The 17,957-nt window shown below is 71.5% G+C and carries 12 protein-coding genes; 8 read left to right on the top strand and 4 right to left on the bottom strand.

The genetic code is table 11. The features are described from left to right. Positions 1–133 precede the first annotated feature (133 nt). The 4 genes from ACIQMU_RS21710 to ACIQMU_RS21695 all read left to right on the top strand — a co-directional run bounded on the left by ACIQMU_RS21710 (position 134) and on the right by ACIQMU_RS21695 (position 9,262). Positions 134–2,323: an MMPL family transporter gene (locus ACIQMU_RS21710; RefSeq protein WP_352243832.1), complete on the top strand. Its 2,190-nt coding sequence runs from the start codon at positions 134–136 to the stop codon at positions 2,321–2,323. Between the two features lie 157 nt (positions 2,324–2,480). Then, complete coding sequence (locus tag ACIQMU_RS21705) at positions 2,481–4,274, top strand: ABC transporter ATP-binding protein (RefSeq protein ID WP_352243833.1); 1,794 nt, start codon at positions 2,481–2,483, stop codon at positions 4,272–4,274. Further along, on the top strand, positions 4,271–6,010 hold the full coding sequence (locus tag ACIQMU_RS21700) for an ABC transporter ATP-binding protein (RefSeq protein ID WP_402689484.1): 1,740 nt from the start codon (positions 4,271–4,273) through the stop codon (positions 6,008–6,010). Before ACIQMU_RS21705 ends, ACIQMU_RS21700 begins: the two co-directional genes overlap by 4 nt. Positions 6,011–6,616: 606 nt before the next feature. Then, complete coding sequence (locus tag ACIQMU_RS21695) at positions 6,617–9,262, top strand: LuxR C-terminal-related transcriptional regulator (RefSeq protein ID WP_402689483.1); 2,646 nt, start codon at positions 6,617–6,619, stop codon at positions 9,260–9,262. A gap of 106 nt (positions 9,263–9,368) precedes the next feature. On the opposite strand, the gene ACIQMU_RS21690 is transcribed toward ACIQMU_RS21695, so the two are convergent. The 4 genes from ACIQMU_RS21690 to ACIQMU_RS21675 all read right to left on the bottom strand — a co-directional run bounded on the left by ACIQMU_RS21690 (position 9,369) and on the right by ACIQMU_RS21675 (position 13,413). Next, positions 9,369–10,562 carry a thioester reductase domain-containing protein gene (locus ACIQMU_RS21690; protein WP_352243838.1) on the bottom strand — a complete coding sequence of 398 codons (1,194 nt, stop codon included), beginning with the start codon at positions 10,560–10,562 and terminating at the stop codon, positions 9,369–9,371. Between the two features lie 64 nt (positions 10,563–10,626). After that, entirely contained in the window at positions 10,627–11,868 is a 1,242-nt protein-coding gene (locus tag ACIQMU_RS21685) for an aspartate aminotransferase family protein (protein WP_352243839.1), read from the bottom strand. A 10-nt stretch (positions 11,869–11,878) separates the two neighbouring features. Continuing rightward, positions 11,879–12,298 (bottom strand): SRPBCC family protein, encoded by a 420-nt coding sequence (locus tag ACIQMU_RS21680; RefSeq protein WP_352243840.1) that lies wholly within the window; start codon positions 12,296–12,298, stop codon positions 11,879–11,881. A 167-nt stretch (positions 12,299–12,465) separates the two neighbouring features. Next, positions 12,466–13,413: an AfsR/SARP family transcriptional regulator gene (locus tag ACIQMU_RS21675; protein WP_352243841.1), complete on the bottom strand. Its 948-nt coding sequence runs from the start codon at positions 13,411–13,413 to the stop codon at positions 12,466–12,468. Positions 13,414–13,688: 275 nt separating this feature from the next. On the opposite strand from ACIQMU_RS21675, the gene ACIQMU_RS21670 reads away from it, so the two are divergent. The 4 genes from ACIQMU_RS21670 to proC all read left to right on the top strand — a co-directional run bounded on the left by ACIQMU_RS21670 (position 13,689) and on the right by proC (position 17,526). Continuing rightward, entirely contained in the window at positions 13,689–14,831 is a 1,143-nt protein-coding gene (locus ACIQMU_RS21670; protein ID WP_352243842.1) for an FAD-dependent oxidoreductase, read from the top strand. 194 nt (positions 14,832–15,025) lie between these two features. Next, positions 15,026–15,832, top strand: a complete 807-nt coding sequence (locus tag ACIQMU_RS21665) for an ABC transporter ATP-binding protein (RefSeq protein ID WP_402689482.1) — start codon at positions 15,026–15,028, stop codon at positions 15,830–15,832. Then, a complete protein-coding gene (locus ACIQMU_RS21660; RefSeq protein WP_352243844.1) occupies positions 15,829–16,632 on the top strand; it encodes an ABC transporter permease in 804 nt (267 codons plus the stop codon). The genes ACIQMU_RS21665 and ACIQMU_RS21660 overlap by 4 nt, the downstream gene beginning before the upstream one ends. 84 nt (positions 16,633–16,716) lie before the next feature. After that, positions 16,717–17,526 (top strand): pyrroline-5-carboxylate reductase, encoded by an 810-nt coding sequence (proC, locus tag ACIQMU_RS21655; protein WP_352243845.1) that lies wholly within the window; start codon positions 16,717–16,719, stop codon positions 17,524–17,526. The last annotated feature ends 431 nt before the right edge of the window (positions 17,527–17,957 follow it).

Here is a 17,957-nt window from a genome sequence, read left to right as displayed (position 1 = left end):
GCCTGTTTGATCCTGGTCGCCGGGTGTGGAGGTCAACCCGAACCGCCATGACGAGTATTGATAACGCTGTTACTGTCGACGTAGCTTGGGGATTGTGACACGGCGAACAGGCAAGACGATCTAGGGAGTTCGGATGTTCGAGACATTGGGGCGGTTCATCCATCGGGGGCGTAAACCCCTGCTGGTCCTCACACTGGTATTCGCTGTCTTCTCCGGGGTGTACGGCCTCGGCGTCTTCGGCGACATGAAGCCCGGTGGCTTCGAGGATCCGAACTCGGAGAGCCGCAAGGCGGCGCTCCTGGCCGAGGAGGCGTTCCCGCAGCGGGCGCCGGACGCGGTCGTGGTCTACCGCAGCAAGGACAAGACGGTCGACGACCCGGCCTTCCAGGAGGCGGTCGTCGGCAAGATCTCCTCGCTGCCCGAGTCGTCGGTGACCGGGTCTGCGCACTTCTGGATGACCCAGATGCCCGCCCAGGTCAGCAAGGACCGGCGCGCCACCTACGTGGCGATGAATCTGAAGGGCAGCGACGACAACGCCAAGGAGGCGTCGTACAAGAAGATCAAGGACCAGTTGGACGTCGAGGGCTTCGAGACCCTCCGCGGCGGCCCCGTGCCCACCGGATTCCAGGCCGGTGAGCAGATCGGCGAAGACCTCGCGGTCGCCGAGGGCTTCTCCTTCCCCGTCCTGTTCCTTCTGCTGGTCGTGGTCTTCGGCGGGCTCGCCGCGGCCAGCCTCCCGCTGTTCGTGGGAGGGCTGTCCATCCTGGGCTCCATGGCGGTGCTGCGGGTCATCGCCCAGTTCACCGACGTGTCGGTGTTCGCCATGAGCCTGGTGACGATCCTGGGCCTGGCCGTGGCCATCGACTACGGCCTGCTGATCGTGAGCCGCTACCGCGAGGAGCTGGCCGCCGGGCACACCGGCGAGGACGCCCTCTCGCGTACGGTCGCCACCGCCGGCCGGACCGTCATGGTCTCCGGCATCACCGTGGCGGTCGCCCTGTTCGGCATGACCTTCTTCCCGTTCGCCTTCCTCAAGTCCATGGCCTACGGCGGCGTCGCCGCGGTCGTCCTCTCCGTCTTCTTCTCGATCATCGCGCTGCCCGCGGCGCTCGCCGTGATGGGCCCGAAGGTCAACGCCCTCTCCCTGCGCCGCAAGAAGGGCGGTCCCGCCCCCGCGGCCAAGGACGAGGGGCCCTGGTTCCGGCTGGCGCACGGTCTGATGCGCCGTCCCGTCGCCGTCGCCGTGGTCGCCCTGGCGGTGATGCTGGCGCTCGCGGTGCCGTTCCTGCGGATCGATTTCGGAGCCAACGACGCGCGGCAGCTGCCCGACAGCGCGGAGGGCCGCCAGGTCCACAACATCATGGAGCGCGACTTCGAGGGCGACGGCGTCAAGTCCATCGACGCCCTGCTGAAGCTCTCCGGTGACGCGAAGTCCCCGGAGCAGGGCGCGGCGCTCCAGGCGTACGCCGAGCGGCTCGCGAAGGTGCCCGGGGCGAAGGACGCCCAGATCAGCGGGATGGAGGGCTCCTCGGGCCGGGTCTCCATCAGCTTCGACGGGGTGGCGGTCTCCTCCGAGGCGCGCGACCTGGTGAACGACCTGCGCGAGGTGGAGCGCCCGGTGGGCGCCACGGTGTACTTCGGCGGCGAGACGGCGGTCTTCGACGACACGCTGGACGCGCTCGGCGACGTCCTGCCGTGGATGCTGCTGTACATCGCCATCGCGACGTACATCCTGCTCTTCCTGGCCTTCGGCTCGGTGCTGCTGCCGCTCAAGGCCATCGCCATGAACCTGCTGTCGCTGTCGGCCACGTTCGGCATCCTGGTCTGGATGTTCCAGGACGGGCACCTGGCCGATGTGATCGGGTTCGACCCGACCGGCAACATCGAACCCAATATGCCGATCATGCTGTTCGCCCTGATCTTCGGCCTCTCCATGGACTACGAGGTGTTCCTCGTGTCCCGCATCCGGGAGCAGTACGACCAGCTCGGCGACCCGACCGCGGCCGTGGCCACCGGTCTGCAGAGCATCGGCAAGCTGATCGTCAGCGCCGCCCTGCTGATGTGCGTGCCGCTCGCGGCGATGGCGACCAGCGGTGTGCTCACGATGACGCTGTTCGGTGTCGGCATGGTGATCGCCATCCTGCTGGACGTGGCGGTGGTCCGCATCCTGCTGGTGCCGGCTGTCATGAAGCTGATGGGACACGCCAGTTGGTGGGCGCCGGGCCCCCTGCGGAAGGTGTACGCGCGCTTCGGCATCAAGGAGGGCGACGCGGCGCTGACGGAGAAGAGGCCCGACGAGGAGCGCGTCCCCGTGGGCCGCTGAGCCGGCCGGCCCCCCACCGGGTGAAGCGCCCCGCTCAGCGGCGGTGCTTCACCCGGCGGGGCCGGGAATGTGTGCCTCGCTCGACCGGCCGCGCCGCTCGTCGGGTACATTCGTCACATCCATTAGACAGTGTCTAACTGAGGTCATGGAGGACCGGATGGCCACGGAACAGGCCGTACTGGGCGAGATCCTGCGCCCGATCAAAGGAAAGCTACGGCTGGCCGTGGCGGCTCAGGCGGTCTCGGCGATCGCCGGGGTCGTCCCCTTCATCGCCATCGCCGAACTCGGACGGGTGCTGCTGGGCGACGAGGCCGACCGTTCGGACCGGGCGTGGACCATCACGGCCGTCGCCGCCGGCGCCCTGCTCGTGAGGCTCGCCTTCATGCTGGCGGCGGGAGCCCTGTCGCACTTCGCCGACAACGAACTCCAGTCGCACATCCGCCGCGGGCTGGTGGCCCGGCTCGCCCGGGTGCCGCTGGGCTGGTTCTCCGAGCGCAACTCCGGCACCGTGAAGAAGGCGGTGCAGGACGACGTGGACGCGATGCACCACATGGTCGCCCACTCCGTCCTGGAGATCACCTCGGCGACCGTCGTCCCGGTGGTCTCCCTGGCCTACCTCTTCTGGGTCGACTGGCGGATGACGCTCGTGACGGTCGCCCCGCTCGTCATCGGGCTGGGCCTCTACAGCATCACGATGGCGCAGATGGCCAAGCATCTGCCGGACTACGACCGGGCCATGGGCGAGATCAACGGCAGTGCCGTCGAGTTCGTCCAGGGCGTCGCGGTGGTCAAGACGTTCGGCCAGACCCACCGGGCGCACCAGAAGTTCAGGGACGCGGCCGACGACTTCGCCGCCTTCTTCCTGTCCTGGGTCCGTTCCACCATCCATTCCAAGGCGGTCGCGGAGATGGTCCTCTCGCCCATCGCCGTCCTCCTGGCGGTGGTGACCGGGGGCGCCTTCCTCGTCACGGGAGGCGGGCTCGCCGGAGTGGACCTGCTGCCGTTCGCCCTGGTGGGCGTCGGCCTCACCGCCCCGGTGCTCGCCCTCTTCTACGCCGGCTACGACCTGCGGTTCGCCAAGGCGGCCGCGGCGCGCGTCGGTGACGTACTGGACGCCGAGGAACTGCCGGTGCCCCGGGAGCCGCTCACCCCCTCGGGCAACCACGTCAGCTATCAGGGCGTCAGCTTCAGCTACGACGGGGACAAGGAGGCGCTCGCCGGCATCGATCTCGACCTCGCCCCCGGCACGGTGACCGCACTGGTGGGCCCCTCCGGCTCCGGCAAGAGCACCCTGGCCACCCTGCTGCCGAGGTTCGGCGACGTGACGGGCGGCAGCATCACCATCGGCGGCGTGGACATCCGGGACCTCGCGCTGGACGACCTGTACCGCAGGGTCGCCTTCGTCTTCCAGGACGTCCGGCTCACCCAGACCTCGGTGGCGGACAACATCGGCATGGCCCGGCCCGACGCGAGCCGCGAGGACGTGATCGCGGCGGCGCGTGCCGCCCGCGTCCACGACGTGATCGAGGCGCTGCCCCGCGGGTACGACTCGGTGGTCGGCGAGGACGCCCGGTTCTCCGGCGGCCAGGCCCAGCGGGTCTCCATCGCCCGTGCGGTGCTCGCGGACACCCCGATCATCGTCCTGGACGAGGCCGCCGCCTACGCGGACCCCCAGTCCGAGGCGGAGGTCCAGGAGGCCCTGTCCGAGCTGACCCGGGGCAAGATCGTCCTGATGATCGCGCACCGGCTCTCCACCGTCGTCGACGCGGACCGGATCGTGGTCCTGGAGGACGGAGAGATCATCGAGTCGGGTACGCACGCCGAACTCGTGGCCCGCGAGGGGCGGTACGCCCGGATGTGGCACGCGCACGAACGCAGCACGGTCTGGCAGCCGCGCGGGGACGCCCCGGACCCGGCCGCCACCGCTGGAACGGGAGGAACGGGCCGATGATCAGTCAACTGCTCCAGCTGGTGGGACCGGAGCACAACCGGCCCCTCCGCAGGATGATCGCCGCGCTGGTCGTCTGCGCCGTCCTCCAGGGCGTCGCCTTCGCCCTGCTCGTACCGATCCTCCAGGCGCTGCTCGGCTCGGACCCGGACGCCGTCTGGCCGTGGCTGTGGACGCTGTTCGGGGTGTCCGCCCTCTACGGCATCGCCTACTACGACTCCCTGCGCACCGGCTTCGACGCGGGAGCCACCCTGTCCCGGATGCTGCACAACCGGATCGGCGACCAGGTGGCCTCGCTGCCCCTGGGGTGGTTCGGCCCCGAGCGGGTGGGCCGGCTCGGACAGCTCGCGACCAAGAGCGTCATGGACGTGATGGGCGTCCCCGCCCACCTGTTGAGGCCGCTGGTCACCAGCTTCGTCACCCCCGCCACCGTCGTCGTCCTCATGTACTTCTTCGACTGGCGGCTCGCCCTCGCGGCGACGCTCACGGTGCCGCTGATCGTCGTGGTCTACCGGTGGAGCACCGGTCTCACCCGTACCGCGGACGAGGCCCGCAGCGCCGCCCAGGCGGAGACCGGCGGAAAGGTCGTCGAGTTCGCCCAGCTCCAGCCGGTGCTGAGGGTGCTCGGGCGCAACGCGGAGGGCTCCGGCGGCAAGGGGCTGGACGCCGCGCTGGCGACCCAGCACGAGGCGTCCCGCCGGGTGCTGATGACCGGCGTGCCCGGGCTGGTCAGCTTCGCCCTGGTGGTCCAGGCGGCCTTCACGGCGGTCCTGGTGGCCGGCACGTACCTGGCGCTGGACGGCGGCCTGGACATCGCCAAACTGCTGGCGATCCTGGTGCTCGCGGCGCGCTTCACCGAGCCGATCGCGGAGGCCGCGGCCCTGGGGTCCACCCTGCGCACCGCGCGGGCGGCCCTCGACCGGATCTCCGCGCTGCTGGCCGAGCCCCGGCTGCCGCAGCCGGCCCACCCCCTCACACCGCGGGGCCACGACATCGAGTTCGAGAACGTGGACTTCGGCTACGACGGCACCCAGGTGCTGTCGGGGGTGTCGCTGAAGCTCGCGGAGGGCACGATGACGGCCCTGGCCGGACCGTCCGGGGCGGGAAAGACCACGGTCAGCAAGCTGATCCCCCGGTTCTGGGACGTGGACGGCGGCGTGGTGCGGATGGGCGGGGTGGACGTCCGGGAGATCGACCCGGAGGTCCTGATGTCGAAGATCTCCGTGGTCTTCCAGGACGTCTACCTCTTCGAGGGCACGATCCTGGAGAACATCCGGCTGGGCCGTCCCGGAGCCGGGGACGAGGAGGTCCGCGAGGCGGGCCGGCTCGCCCGGGTCGAGGAGATCGCGCTCCGGCTGCCGCTCGGCTGGGACACCAAGGTCGGCGAGGGCGGCGCGCTGCTCTCCGGCGGTGAGCGCCAGCGGGTCTCCATCGCGCGGGCGATCCTGAAGAACGCGCCGGTCGTGCTGCTGGACGAGGCCACCGCGTCGCTCGACCCGGAGAACGAGCGGGCGGTGCAGGAAGCGCTGGGCCACCTGACGGAGGGGCGGACGCTCCTGGTCATCGCGCACCGGTTGCAGACCGTCGCGGCGGCCGACCAGATCCTGCTGCTGGACGAGGGGCGGATCGTGGAACAGGGCACCCACGAGGAACTCATGGCGCGCGAGGGCCGGTACGCCTCCTTCTGGGCGCAGCGCAGCCGTGCCCGGCGCTGGCGACTGGCCGCCCGGCCGGCCTGACGGCGGGCCCCGGCGGCCCGCCCACGAACCACTCGTCCCCGGATGCCCCCGCTCCGGGGGCGAGTGCCGTCCGGGCGAGCGGCTGGAGTGATATCAGGTCATGGCATATGCCAATGGGCGAGAAGGTGAGGAAAAGTCACTGATAGCAGTCCACCGGAAGCGAAGTAAGGATTGCCGGTCGATATTGCCTGTCCGAGTTCCTTCCGGTGGCCGGCGGCCCCGGTTATCAGGCAGTTTGACTTTCTCGGTCCCGTCAGGTCGCTGTCAGCTCTGCTTTCAAGGTGCCGGTCTATACTTGACCGAAACCGTTGGCCCCATGGTCAGAATTTGACTAAAGATGACCTGTATTGACAGATGTGGCGAGATTTTCGGCCATGCCTGAGTCGCATGACATGCGGTGTTTACGTAACCGACACAAGGCGGACAGGTCACGGGGCTACGGAGCATTACCTGAGAGTGCTGACATTCTTCCTGCGGGGGCATGAGATTCAGATGTCAACAGAGGTTCTATTCCACTGGCCCATAACCGGCAGACAGACCGAGCTCAAGGATATCGAGCAGGCTCTCGAGCGCGGCGGCGGAGCGCTCCTGGTGGGCGGAACCGGGGTGGGCAAAAGCTTACTTCTCGCCACCGCTCTGGAACGCGCGTCCGACGCCGGCCGCACCGTCCTTTCCGTCGGCGGCGCGAGCTGGAGCAGCGGCGCCCGCGCGAAGGGGTACGGATCGCTCGGCGAATGCATCGCCTCGATCGAACCCGCGAACCTGAGCGGCTCGGCGTCCGACCGCCCGCTGGTCGGCGTCGACGACGCCCACCTCGTCGACGACGCGTCGGGCCACCGGCTCCACCGGCTCGTGGCGGCGGGCCGCCTCAGCGTGCTCGCCACCAGCCGCAAGGACGTCCACACGCCCGCCGGCATCGACAAACTCTGGGTCGACCGGCTCATCGACCACGTCGACGTGGCGCCGTTCGACCGCGCGCAGCTCCGGGACGTCCTGCACGCCCGGCTCGGCGGCCACACTGACGCGGCCACCCTGGAACGCCTGTGGTCGGCCACGCACGGCAACGCGCTGGTGCTGCGCGAACTCGTCGACCACGCCGTCGAGAAGAAGTCCCTGCGCTGCGTCGACGGAGTCTGGGTGTGGGACGGCCTCACCCACCCGCCCAGCCGCCGGCTGTCCGAACTCATCCGCCTCGGACTGCGCGACCTCAGCCGTGACGAGCGGGAACTGGTCAACATGCTGGCCGTCGCCGAGCCGCTGGAGATGGACATCGCCGCGGCGTCCGGACTCGCGCACGCGGCCGAGTCCCTGGACCTGCGCGGCATCGTGGCCGTCCGCTACAACGGTACGCGCGTAGAGTTGCGGCTGGCCGTGCCGCTCAGCCGGGTGGTGGTCTCCTCCCGGATGTCCGACCTGACCGCCCAGCGGCTGCGCCGACAGGTGGCGGACGCGATGGAGGCCACGGGCTCGCGGCTCCCCGAGGACGTCCTGCGCGTCGTCTCGCTCCGCATCGAGGCGGGACTGCTGCCGGAACGCGAACAACTGCTCATCGCGGCACGCACCGCGATCCGCCGGCGCATCCACGACCTCGCCGAGCGGCTCTGCCTGCTCGCCCTGCGCGCCGTCGACCCGGGACAGCGACTGCTGCACGGCGGCCCGGTCTCCGACGCCGGCGAGGGCCCGGAGGCCCTGTGCCGCATGGTGTCGTACGCGATCCAGCGCTCGGACACCCCCAAGGACTCCCTCCGGGCCGCCCTGATGCTCGGCGAGGTACTCATCGGCAAGGGCCGCCACGAGGAGGCCGAGGCGGTCTTCGACACGGCCCTGAGCACCGCGGTGGACATACCCCAGGCGGAATACGTCGCCGCCGTGCACGCCCGGGTCGTCAACCTGGCCTGGCGGTTGCGGCGGGTCAAGGACGCCGGCGCGGTACTGGACCGTGCCGTCGCCGCCGTCGGGCCGGGGCAGGCGGGAGTGCTGCACGGCAGCCGCGCCCTGATCGCCGTGATGTCCGACCGGCTGCGGGACGCCGTCGACATCGGGGAAGCGGTCCTGGGCGCGGGGGACGCCCAGCAGGCCGTCACCCAGGGACTGGTCCCGGTGGTGGTGCTCGCCCGGACCGAACTCGGCGACCCGTCAGGAGCGTTGGAGCTGCTCAGCCGCTACCGGGGGTCCTCCTTCGACTGGGACCCCGAGGCGGCGGCCCTGATGGTCGCCCTCGCCGCCCGCTGCCTCTGGCACACGGGCAACCTCCGGGAAGCCGCGGACGTGCTGGACACGGCGCGCCGCTACGACGAGGCCGACCGCTGGCCGATGCTGCTCCAGACTGTCCTGGCCCGGGCCCGGCTGCTGAGGCTCCGCGGCGAACCCCAGCGGGCGGTGGCGCAGCTGCGGCAGGCGGTCGCCCTCGACACCGGCCACGAATGGCCGGTCACCCGCGCCTGGACACTCGCCCAGCTGGGCGGCGCGCTGGCCGAGGCGGGACAGCACGCGGAGGCCCTCCGCACGCTGGTGGAAGCCCGTACCGTGCAGCGCGAAGCCGTCTCCCACCCGATCGCCGACGACGAGATCGCCTACGACCGGGCCCTGGTCCTCGCCCACACCGGCGACTACTCCGGAGCCGCGTCCGCCGCCCTCGACCTCGCCGACCGCGCGGAGGCCGGAGGACGTACGCCCACCGCCCTCGCGGCCCTGCACCTGGTCGCCCGGATCAAGGAGAACGCCTCCTACCGCTTCCGGTCCCGGGCCCGGCAGTTCGCCGCCCGGTGCGGCGGCGCCACCGCCCGGATGATGTCCGATCACATCCAGGCGCTGGCGGAGGCCGACGGGAACGCGCTCACCAAGGTCTCCCGGCAGTTCGGGGAGATGGGCGCCCTGCCGCTCGCCGCCGAGGCGGCGGCCCAGGCGGCCCGCGCCCACCGGGCCGCCGGACAGCGCCGCAAGGGCAGGGAGGCGTGGGCCACCTGCGAGGACCTGCTCCGCGGCGGCACCGGCACCCTCCCGTCCTGGATCGTGAACGAGAACCGCGGCGACATGGCCCCGCTCACCCCCCGGGAACGGGAGGTGGCCGCGCTCGCCGCCACGGGGATGTCCAACCGCGACATAGCCCTCCGGCTGGTGGTCTCGGTGCGGACGGTCGAGAACCACCTGCACCGCATCTACCACAAACTGGGCATCACGGAGCGGCAGGCACTGCACCGCTCCCCGGGCCAGGAGGCGCTGGGCCGCAGCGTCCGGCTGCCGGCCGGATGACCTGACCCCCTCCGGGGAACCGGCCGGCGGACGCGGGGCGGTGGCCGACGAGAAACCTCGTCGGCCACCGCCCCGTGCGGTCGCCCCGCGCCCCGGGGGCGGGGCGTCAGCCGGCCCCGACGGCGGCCGCCACCGGTTCGGGCAGCGTGCCCTGGCGGACGAAGTAGGAGACGTAGGTGGAGAACAACGCCTCGTCGATCTCCGGACGGACGACCCCCGAGCCGCTCAGGAACGCACGGGTCTCCTCGTCGGAGAACTCCGCGGCTTCGAACCGCTCCAGGTCCACGATGAGCCGCATCAGGGGGAACATCGAGTTCTCCACATCGGCCGAGACCGCCTTCATCCACTTCAGGATGCTGACCTCCTTGATCTCGTACCCCGCGCCGCGGACGAGTTCGAGAATCCGGTCCGAGTCCAGCGAACGCGCGCTCACCTGGTGGAACACCCGTCCCGTCGACCGGGCGTCGCGGGAGGCGGCGACCAGCGCGGAGCTGACGTAGTCGACCGGCACCATGTTCATGTCCAGCCCGAACCGTCGCGGATACACGCCCGCCTGGATGGACCCCTTGATGAACCGCCACACGAAGTCGTTCGGCTGGCAGGCCCCGGTGGTCGAATCGCCCCACACCTGGCCCGGCCGGTGGATGGTCACCGGCACCCCGCGACGCACGGCCTCGCGCACCAACTGCTCGGCCACCCACTTGCTCTTGGTGTAGCCGAGGGACAGGGACTCCGGCGGCCCGGTCGGGTCCGACTCCTTGCGCGGGGTCTCGTGCTCCTTGGGCTCGAAGATGCCGGTCGTCGAGACGTGGTGCAGCGTGGCGCCGGAGGCGCACGCCAGTCGCAGCACCTCGTGGGTGGCGTCCACCGTCGGCTTGCGCAGCCACTTGTAGAGGGTGAGGAAGTTGACCTTGGCCGCGGAGTGGTAGATCGCGCCGATGCGCGCGGTCACGTCCGCGTGCGCGCCCTCCTCCATGCCGAGCCGGGGACGCGTGACGTCCCCGGTCACGACCCGGACGCGGGAGAGGTCCACCTGGTCCAGCACCTCGTAGGAGGCGAGCGTCTTCCGCAGTCGCGCGAGACCCGCCTCGGCGTCGGCGGCCCGTACCAGGCAGTGCACGGTCAGGCCGCGCGCCAGCAGGTCCTTCAGAAGGAAGCTCCCGAGGAAGCCGGTAGCGCCGGTGAGCAGCACCTCGGAGACCGTGCTCGGGTCCTTCGCCTCAAAACCGGTGATGTCGTCGGCGAGCACGACATCCTCCGCGAACTCCTCGGCGATTCCCGCATACGTGGGCGGAGTCATCAGTCTTCTTCGTTCCTTTCCCGGGACACGGTCCCCGGATCCGTGCGGCGTCGGAGGGACGGCCTCAGACGCGGGCGGCCTGGGCTATCGCCCCGTCGAGCAGTGACAGGGCCTCTTTCACGTCTTCGTCCGACGCGATGATCGGAGGCAGCAGCCGCACCGTGGTGGGGCGGCTGATGCAGGGGGAGACGACGAGACCGCTGCCGGCCAGGGCCGCCAGCACGTTGCCGGAGATCTCGGCCGTCGTGAAGTCGATGCCCCACAGCAGCCCCCGGCCGCGCGTCTCGGTCACCACGCCGGCATGGCGGTCCTTGATCTCGGCGAGACCGGCGGACAGCGCCGCGGCGATCCGCACGCCGTTCTCGGCGTGCTCCTCGATGGTGGCCAGAGCCGTGGGGATCACCCCCGTGCCCAGGGGGTGACCGCTGAACGTCGCCGTGTGCAGCATCGGGTCGGCCAGCAGCGGGGCGAACAGCCGGTCGTTGCCGACCGCCGCCGACACCGGCACCACACCGCCGCCGAGCGGCTTGCCGAGCAGGACGGCGTCCACCGGCAGACCGGCCTCCAGCGCCAGCGACGGTGCGCCGCAGCGCCGCAGCCCCACCTGGATCTCGTCCGAGACGACGAAGGCCCCGTGCTCCCGCGCGTCGGCGCACCAGCGCGCCAGCACGCCCTCGTCCAGGGCGCGTACGCCGTTCTCCGCCTGCACCGGCTCGAAGAAGACGGCCGCGACGTCCCTCTCGGCGATGACCCGGGCCACCGCCTCCGGGTCATCGGGGTCGATGTGCACGACGTCCCGCAGCAACGGCTCCAGTCCGGTGCGGAACCTGTCGTTGTGGGTCAGGGAGAGCGCCCCGAGAGTCTTCCCGTGGAACGCGCCCTCGACGGCCACGACCGTGGTACGGCCGGTCGCCAGCCGGGCGAGCTTCAGCGCGACCTCCACGGCGTCGGCGCCGCCGCATCCGAAGTAGACCCGGTTGAGCGTCCCGCCCAGGTACCCGGTCAGCTTCTCCGCGGCCAGCGGGGCCGCCGGGTTCTGCACCGTCCGGGTGGAGGTGGGCAGAACGTCCAGCTGCGTCCGGACCGCGTCGACCACGGCCGGGTTGCGGTGCCCGAGCAGAGCCACGGCGTACGAGCCGAAGTCCAGCACGGAACGGCCGTCCGACAAGGTGACCCGACAGCCGTCCGAGGACGCCTCGACGGCGCCCTGCCCGCTGAACTTTCCGGCCACCGAAAGAGCGGGAGAGAAGTGCTTCTTCACCCGCCGAAATGTTTCCTTGGCATCGCCCGCACGAACTTCACTCATGACTCTCCCCCTAGACGCTCTGGCCGACGATGTCCCGCTGGTAGCCCTCAAGCGCCTTGGCCACAGCGGGGTGAATCATTTCGGCGACCATCGGCAGACCGATGTCGAATTCCACCTTCAATTCCAGGCCGGTCCCCTCGGCGTCGTCGACGACCTGCCAGTACCCCTCGTAGAGCGCGAGATCGCCCTCCACCTGCCGAAACTCGACCCGCCGACGCTCGGCGTCGATGACGTCCTCCTGCTCCCACTCCATTTCGGAGCCCTTGAGCTCGACCACCCAGCTGCTTTCGCGACGGCCGTCCTTCTCGCCGGTTATCTCGACCTCGTTGACGCCCCCCATGTACGAGGGGAACGCCTCGATGTCCAGCAGCGCCTTCCACACCTGATCGGGACTTCCGGCGCCCCGATGAGTCTCATGCAGTACGGCCACGGGAATCTCCTCTCCTCACTGTGCGTGCGATTCTTCGGCGATCCGAATTTTAGGAGCGCCCACCGTCCGATCAGCTGATCCGAAGCGCATACCTGACACGTCATTGACAGACTGACGGGCCGCTCGCGACCGGGGCCGCGGCGGCGGGCGCCGGCCTGCGGGCCCACTCAGGCGGAGTCCCGCCGCTGGGCCGAACCGCCCCGCTCCACCAGGGCCGTCAGCCGGTCCAGTTCCGCCCGCATCGACCGCTGTTCGGCGGTCATCTGGTCCACCCGGCGGCGCAGCCGCACCAGCTCCAGGTCGTCCCCCTCCTCGCGCGGGTGCACGTGGTCCCCGACGCCGTCGTCCGCGGGGTGCTCCAGCGCCCAGGGGCCGCCCCGGCCGTGGCCCGCCTCGTGGATCTGCCGTACGGCGGAACCGTGCGCGCTCCCCGTGCCGCGGTCGCCCTCGGGTGCGCGCAGCCTGCGGACCGTCGACGCGCCGCCCTGCCGGCGCGCGAGCGCCAACTGGTCGCGAAACCGCTCCCGCAGCGGATGCGCGGAGACCAGCTCCTCCAGCCGCCCGATCACCTGACGGTGCCGGCCGAGCCGGATCGAGGCGTCGCACAGGTCCTCCAGAGCCGCCAGGCGTTCCTCCTCCAGCCGGGCAGCGACCCCCGCGCACAGCGGACCGTGCGATCCGCCGTCCAGCGCCGCCCCGCGCCACAGCCCGAGCGCCCTGCGCAGCAGGCCGGCGGCGGCCTCCGGGTCCTTCGCCAGCTGCCGTCGCGCCCGCGCCGTCTGCAACCGGAACTGCACGCTGTCGAGTTCCTCGGGCCGGGCCTGGAGCAGGTAGCCGGCCCCGCGAGCGATGAGACGCGGTGTGTTCGCCCTCGGGGGCTCCGCCTCGATCAGCTGCTGGCGCAGCCGTGAGACGTGCGCCTGCAAGGCGTTGACCGCCTTGTCGGGGGCGTTGCGCCCCCACAGTTCGTTGATCAGTGTGTCCGTGGGAACCACGGAGTCCATACGCACCAGGAGCACGCCGAGCAGCACGCGCTGCTTGGGGCTGTTCAACGGAATGCTCCGCCGCCTGACATCGTCGTAGATCTCAGGGGCACCCAGTACACGGAACTGCATCACAGCCTCCACCGGTCCGCGCGGCCTGCACGGTGCCGCAACACCGAGGCCATCACGTCTTCGTGGTCCGCATCGTGAGTACTCAGGTACTCAAACCGCGGTCTTCCGCACGTGGGGCGCCGCCCGGTGAATCCGCCCGCACGACGCCTTCGGGGCCGTGGGGCGGCACGGAAGTGAGTACTCCGGAAGCTGAGTACCCGTTACTCACGCCCCGCACGCCGGCGCCGTGTTCGCTGTACCCAAGCACCGTGACGGCAGGGACAGGAGCGCATGACATGACTCGCTGGGACGCGGAGGCGGCCGTCGTCGGACTCGGGTCGTGGGGGGCCTCGGCCTTGTGGCGGCTGGCAGCCCGGGGCGTCGACGTCCTCGGCTTCGATCAATCCGCCGTGGGCCGGGGCGCCGACTCGCGGCAGGCGGGCTCGCTCATGTTCCGGCTCAGCCGCTCCGAGCATCCGGGACTCGTCGCGCTGGCCCGGCGTTCGCGGGAACTGTGGGCGGAGCTGGAGGACGCCTCCAGGACACGGCTGCTCGTCCCCTCCGGCGGGCTGGTGGTCGGCCCGCAGGACGGCCCGACGGCGGGGGGCGCCCTGCGGACGGCGCGCGAGCACGACATCGATGTCCGCACCTTCTCCGCCCGGGCGCTCCGCTTCCAGTACCCGCGCCACACCGGAGTCCCCGACCACCACATCGGCGTGTGGGAGCCCACGGCCGGACTGCTCCGCCCGGAGGCCGCCGTCCACGCCGCGGTCTCCGCCGCCAGGACCGCGGGAGCCCGGGTCTTCGAGTACAGCAGGATCACCGCGATCGAACTCGTCGAGGGCGGCGTCGTGCTGCGCTCGGCCCAGCGGGACGTGCGGGTACGGCGGGTCGTGGTGACGGCCGGACCCTGGCTGCCGTCGCTGGTCCCCGGAATCCCGCTGGAGACGTACCGCGCGCCGGTCACCTGGTTCCGTCCGCTCGAACCGGACGCCGGTTTCACGCTGGAGGAGTTCCCCGTCTTCGTGCGCGAGTTCGACGACGGCCGGGTCCTGCACGGCGGCGGGGCCGAGGGCGACCAGGACATCAGGCTCAGCCTGGAGGACCCGGGGGCGGCGGCCAAGCCGACGGCCCCCGACGACGTGGACCCGTCCGTCCTGTACGACGACTGGTCCGGCCTCACCAGGCTGCTTCCCTCCAAGCTGCCGGGACTGCACCGGCTGCCCGCCAGGGCGGCGGCCTCCTGGACGACCCGCGCGACGGGCGGGCCCTTCGTTCTCGGCCGCCCGGACGGCGACGCCCGGCTGACGATCGCCGGCGGGAGCGGCGCGCGGGGCCTCCAGCACTCCACCGGGATCGGGGACGCCCTCGCGGACCTCGTCGCCGGAGGCGGAGCCGGGGCGCACCCGGAGACCCTCGCGATGGGCGGCCTGCGCTGAACACCGCGGCCCGGAGCCGGGCCCCCGGATCGCGGGGCCCGGCGGCACGGAGCGCCGGCAGCCCGGCAGAAGGGTGAGAACCGCGGTACGAGGGTGATCCGGGCAGGTCTCCGGACGGGGGCGACTCCACCGGACGGGGGACGGCGCGCCGTCGCCCCTTGACGGGCCGCTCTGTCGGGAGAAGAATTCATCACGTGATGAATTACGAGCCCGGGCCGGCCCCGCCCGACCCCCCGAGGACCCCGCCGCCCCCGGCGGTACGAGCCCGCGGCCTCACCGTCGCCCGGGGCGACCGCACCGTCCTGCGCGCCCTCGACTTCACCGTCGGCCCCGGCCGCGTCACCGGCCTCCTCGGCCCCTCGGGCTGCGGCAAGACCACGCTGATGCGCACCGTGGCCGGCACCCAGGCCAGAGCCACCGGCGCCCTCGACGTCCTCGGCCGCCCCGCCGGGGACCCCGCGCTGCGCACCCGCATCGGATACGTCACCCAGGCGCCCTCCGTCTACACCGACCTCACCGTCCGGCAGAACCTCGACTACTTCGCCGCCGTCCTGCACCCCGGCCGCGCCCACCGGGGAGCCCGCCGCGACGCCGTCGACCGCGCCATCGGGGACGTCGACCTCACCAGCCGCGCCGACGCCCTCGCCGGCGCGCTCTCCGGCGGCCAGCGCAGCCGCGTCTCCCTGGCCGTCGCCCTGCTCGGCACCCCGGAACTGCTGGTCCTGGACGAGCCGACCGTCGGACTCGACCCCGTACTCCGCCGCGACCTGTGGGACCTCTTCCACCGCCTGGCCGCCGACCGCGGCACCACGCTCCTCATCTCCTCCCACGTCATGGACGAGGCCGAGCGCTGCCACCGCCTCCTCCTGATGCGGGACGGCCGGATCCTCGCCGACGACACCCCCGAAGCGCTGCGCCGCCGTACCGGCACGGAGACCGTCGAGGACGCGTTCCTCCACCTCGTCGCCGCCGCGCCCAGCACCGGAGAGGTCTTCCGATGACGGCCACCACGCCCGCCCCCGCCCCGCCGCCGACCGCGGGCGAGGCCGCCCCGCCCCGCCCGCTCACCTTGTCCCGCACGACCGCCACCGCGGGCCGCGTCCTGCGCCAGCTGGCCCACGACCCCCGCACGATCGCCCTCCTGTTGATCGTCCCGGTCCTGCTGATCACCCTGCTCCGGTACGTCTTCGACGGGAGCCCCCACACCTTCGACTCGACCGGGGCCTCACTCCTCGGCATCTTCCCGCTGATCACGATGTTCCTGGTGACCTCGATCGCCACCCTGCGCGAACGCACCTCCGGCACCCTGGAGCGCCTCCTCGCCCTCCCGCTCGGCAAGGGCGACCTCATCGCGGGCTACGCCCTCGCCTTCGGCGCGGTCGCGGCACTCCAGTCGGCGCTCGCGACGGCCGTCTCCCTCTGGCTGCTGGGCCTGGACGTCGTCGGTTCACCATGGCTGCTGCTCCTGGTCGCCCTGCTGGACGCCCTCCTCGGCACCGCGCTCGGCCTGTTCGTCTCCGCGTTCGCCGCCTCGGAGTTCCAGGCGGTCCAGTTCATGCCGGCGGTGATCTTCCCCCAGCTCCTGCTGTGCGGCCTGTTCACCCCGCGCGAGGCGATGCACCCCGTCCTGGAGGCGGTCTCGAACGTCCTGCCCATGTCGTACGCCGTCGACGGCATGAACCAGGTCGTCGAGCACCCCGCGGTCACCGGAGACTTCGTCCGCGACATCGCCGTGGTCGCGGGCGGTGCCCTCCTGGTCCTCTGCCTCGGCGCGATCACCCTCCGCCGCCGTACGCCGTGAGAACCCGATGCGAGGATGACGGGACGCCGGCCGGAACCAGGAAGCCGGCTCACAGCCCAGCCCAACCGCCCGGAGGGTGAACGCATGACCCAGACAGTCGCAGTCCTCGGCACCGGCAAGATCGGCGAGGCCCTGCTCAGCGGAATGATCCGGGCGGGCTGGCGACCGGCCGACCTCCTGGTGACCACCCGCCGCGGCGACCGGGCCCGGGAACTGCACACGCGGTACGGGGTCGAGTCCGTCACCAACGCGGAGGCGGCCGGACGCGCCGACATCCTCATCCTCGCGGTCAAGCCGCAGGACATGGGCAAGCTCCTGGACGAGCTCGCACCGCACGTCGCCGCCGACCGCCTGGTCATCAGCGCCGCGGCGGGCATCACGACCGCGTTCATCGAGGACCGGTTCACCCCGGGCACCCCGGTCGTGCGGGTCATGCCCAACACCCCGGTCCTCGTCGACGAGGGCATGTCCGTCATCTCGGCCGGCAGCCACGCCACCGGCGCGCACCTCGCCGCCGCCGAGGAGATCTTCGGCGGCGTCGGCAAGACCCTGCGCGTGCCGGAGTCCCAGCAGGACGCGGCGACCGCCCTCTCCGGCTCCGGCCCCGCCTACTTCTACTTCCTGGTCGAGGCCATGACCGACGCGGGCATCCTGCTCGGCCTGCCCCGCGCCCAGGCCCACGACCTGATCGTCCAGGCCGCGATCGGCGCCGCCGTCATGCTCCGGGACAGCGGCGAGCACCCGGTCAAGCTCCGCGAGGCCGTCACCAGCCCGGCCGGCACGACCATCAGCGCCATCCGCGAACTGGAGAACCACGGGGTGCGCGCGGCCCTCATCGCCGCCCTCGAAGCAGCGCGCGACCGCAGCCGCGAGCTGGCCTCCGGCAACGGCTGACACCCGCCCGGGCCCGCGGTCCACCCCCGGTCTCCGCCACCCCCGGCCGGGGGTTGACACGCCCCGCGCACGTCCGTAGTGTGCTCCGAGTTGTCCGACGTGAGCGCCGACCCAGGTCGGTCCCCGGACAGCCATTCCGCAGTAACCACGACAGGACGCGACCTCGTGTCGCATGCCTTTTCGTGCGCCTACGAGGAATGAGGAATCCGCGTTCGAAGGGACGCACCCCGATTGGCGTCGGGGCGCAGTATTCCGCTAAAGTCTCACTCGTCGGAACGGCCCAACAGCCGGGAAGACAAACCCCGCTGACTGGGAATCAGGCCCGAAAGGATCTGGTAGAGTCGGACTCGCCGGAAAGGGAGAACGCGAAAGCGAAGGACCTGGAAAGCGAAAGCAAGATCGCTCGGCCCGCTTCGACCGGGAATCGGACA

Source organism: Streptomyces sp. NPDC091649, from assembly GCF_044756785.1.
Classification (GTDB): domain Bacteria; phylum Actinomycetota; class Actinomycetes; order Streptomycetales; family Streptomycetaceae; genus Streptomyces.
Note: the sequence above shows the minus strand (reverse complement) of the source record. Positions and strands in the feature narration are given on the sequence as shown.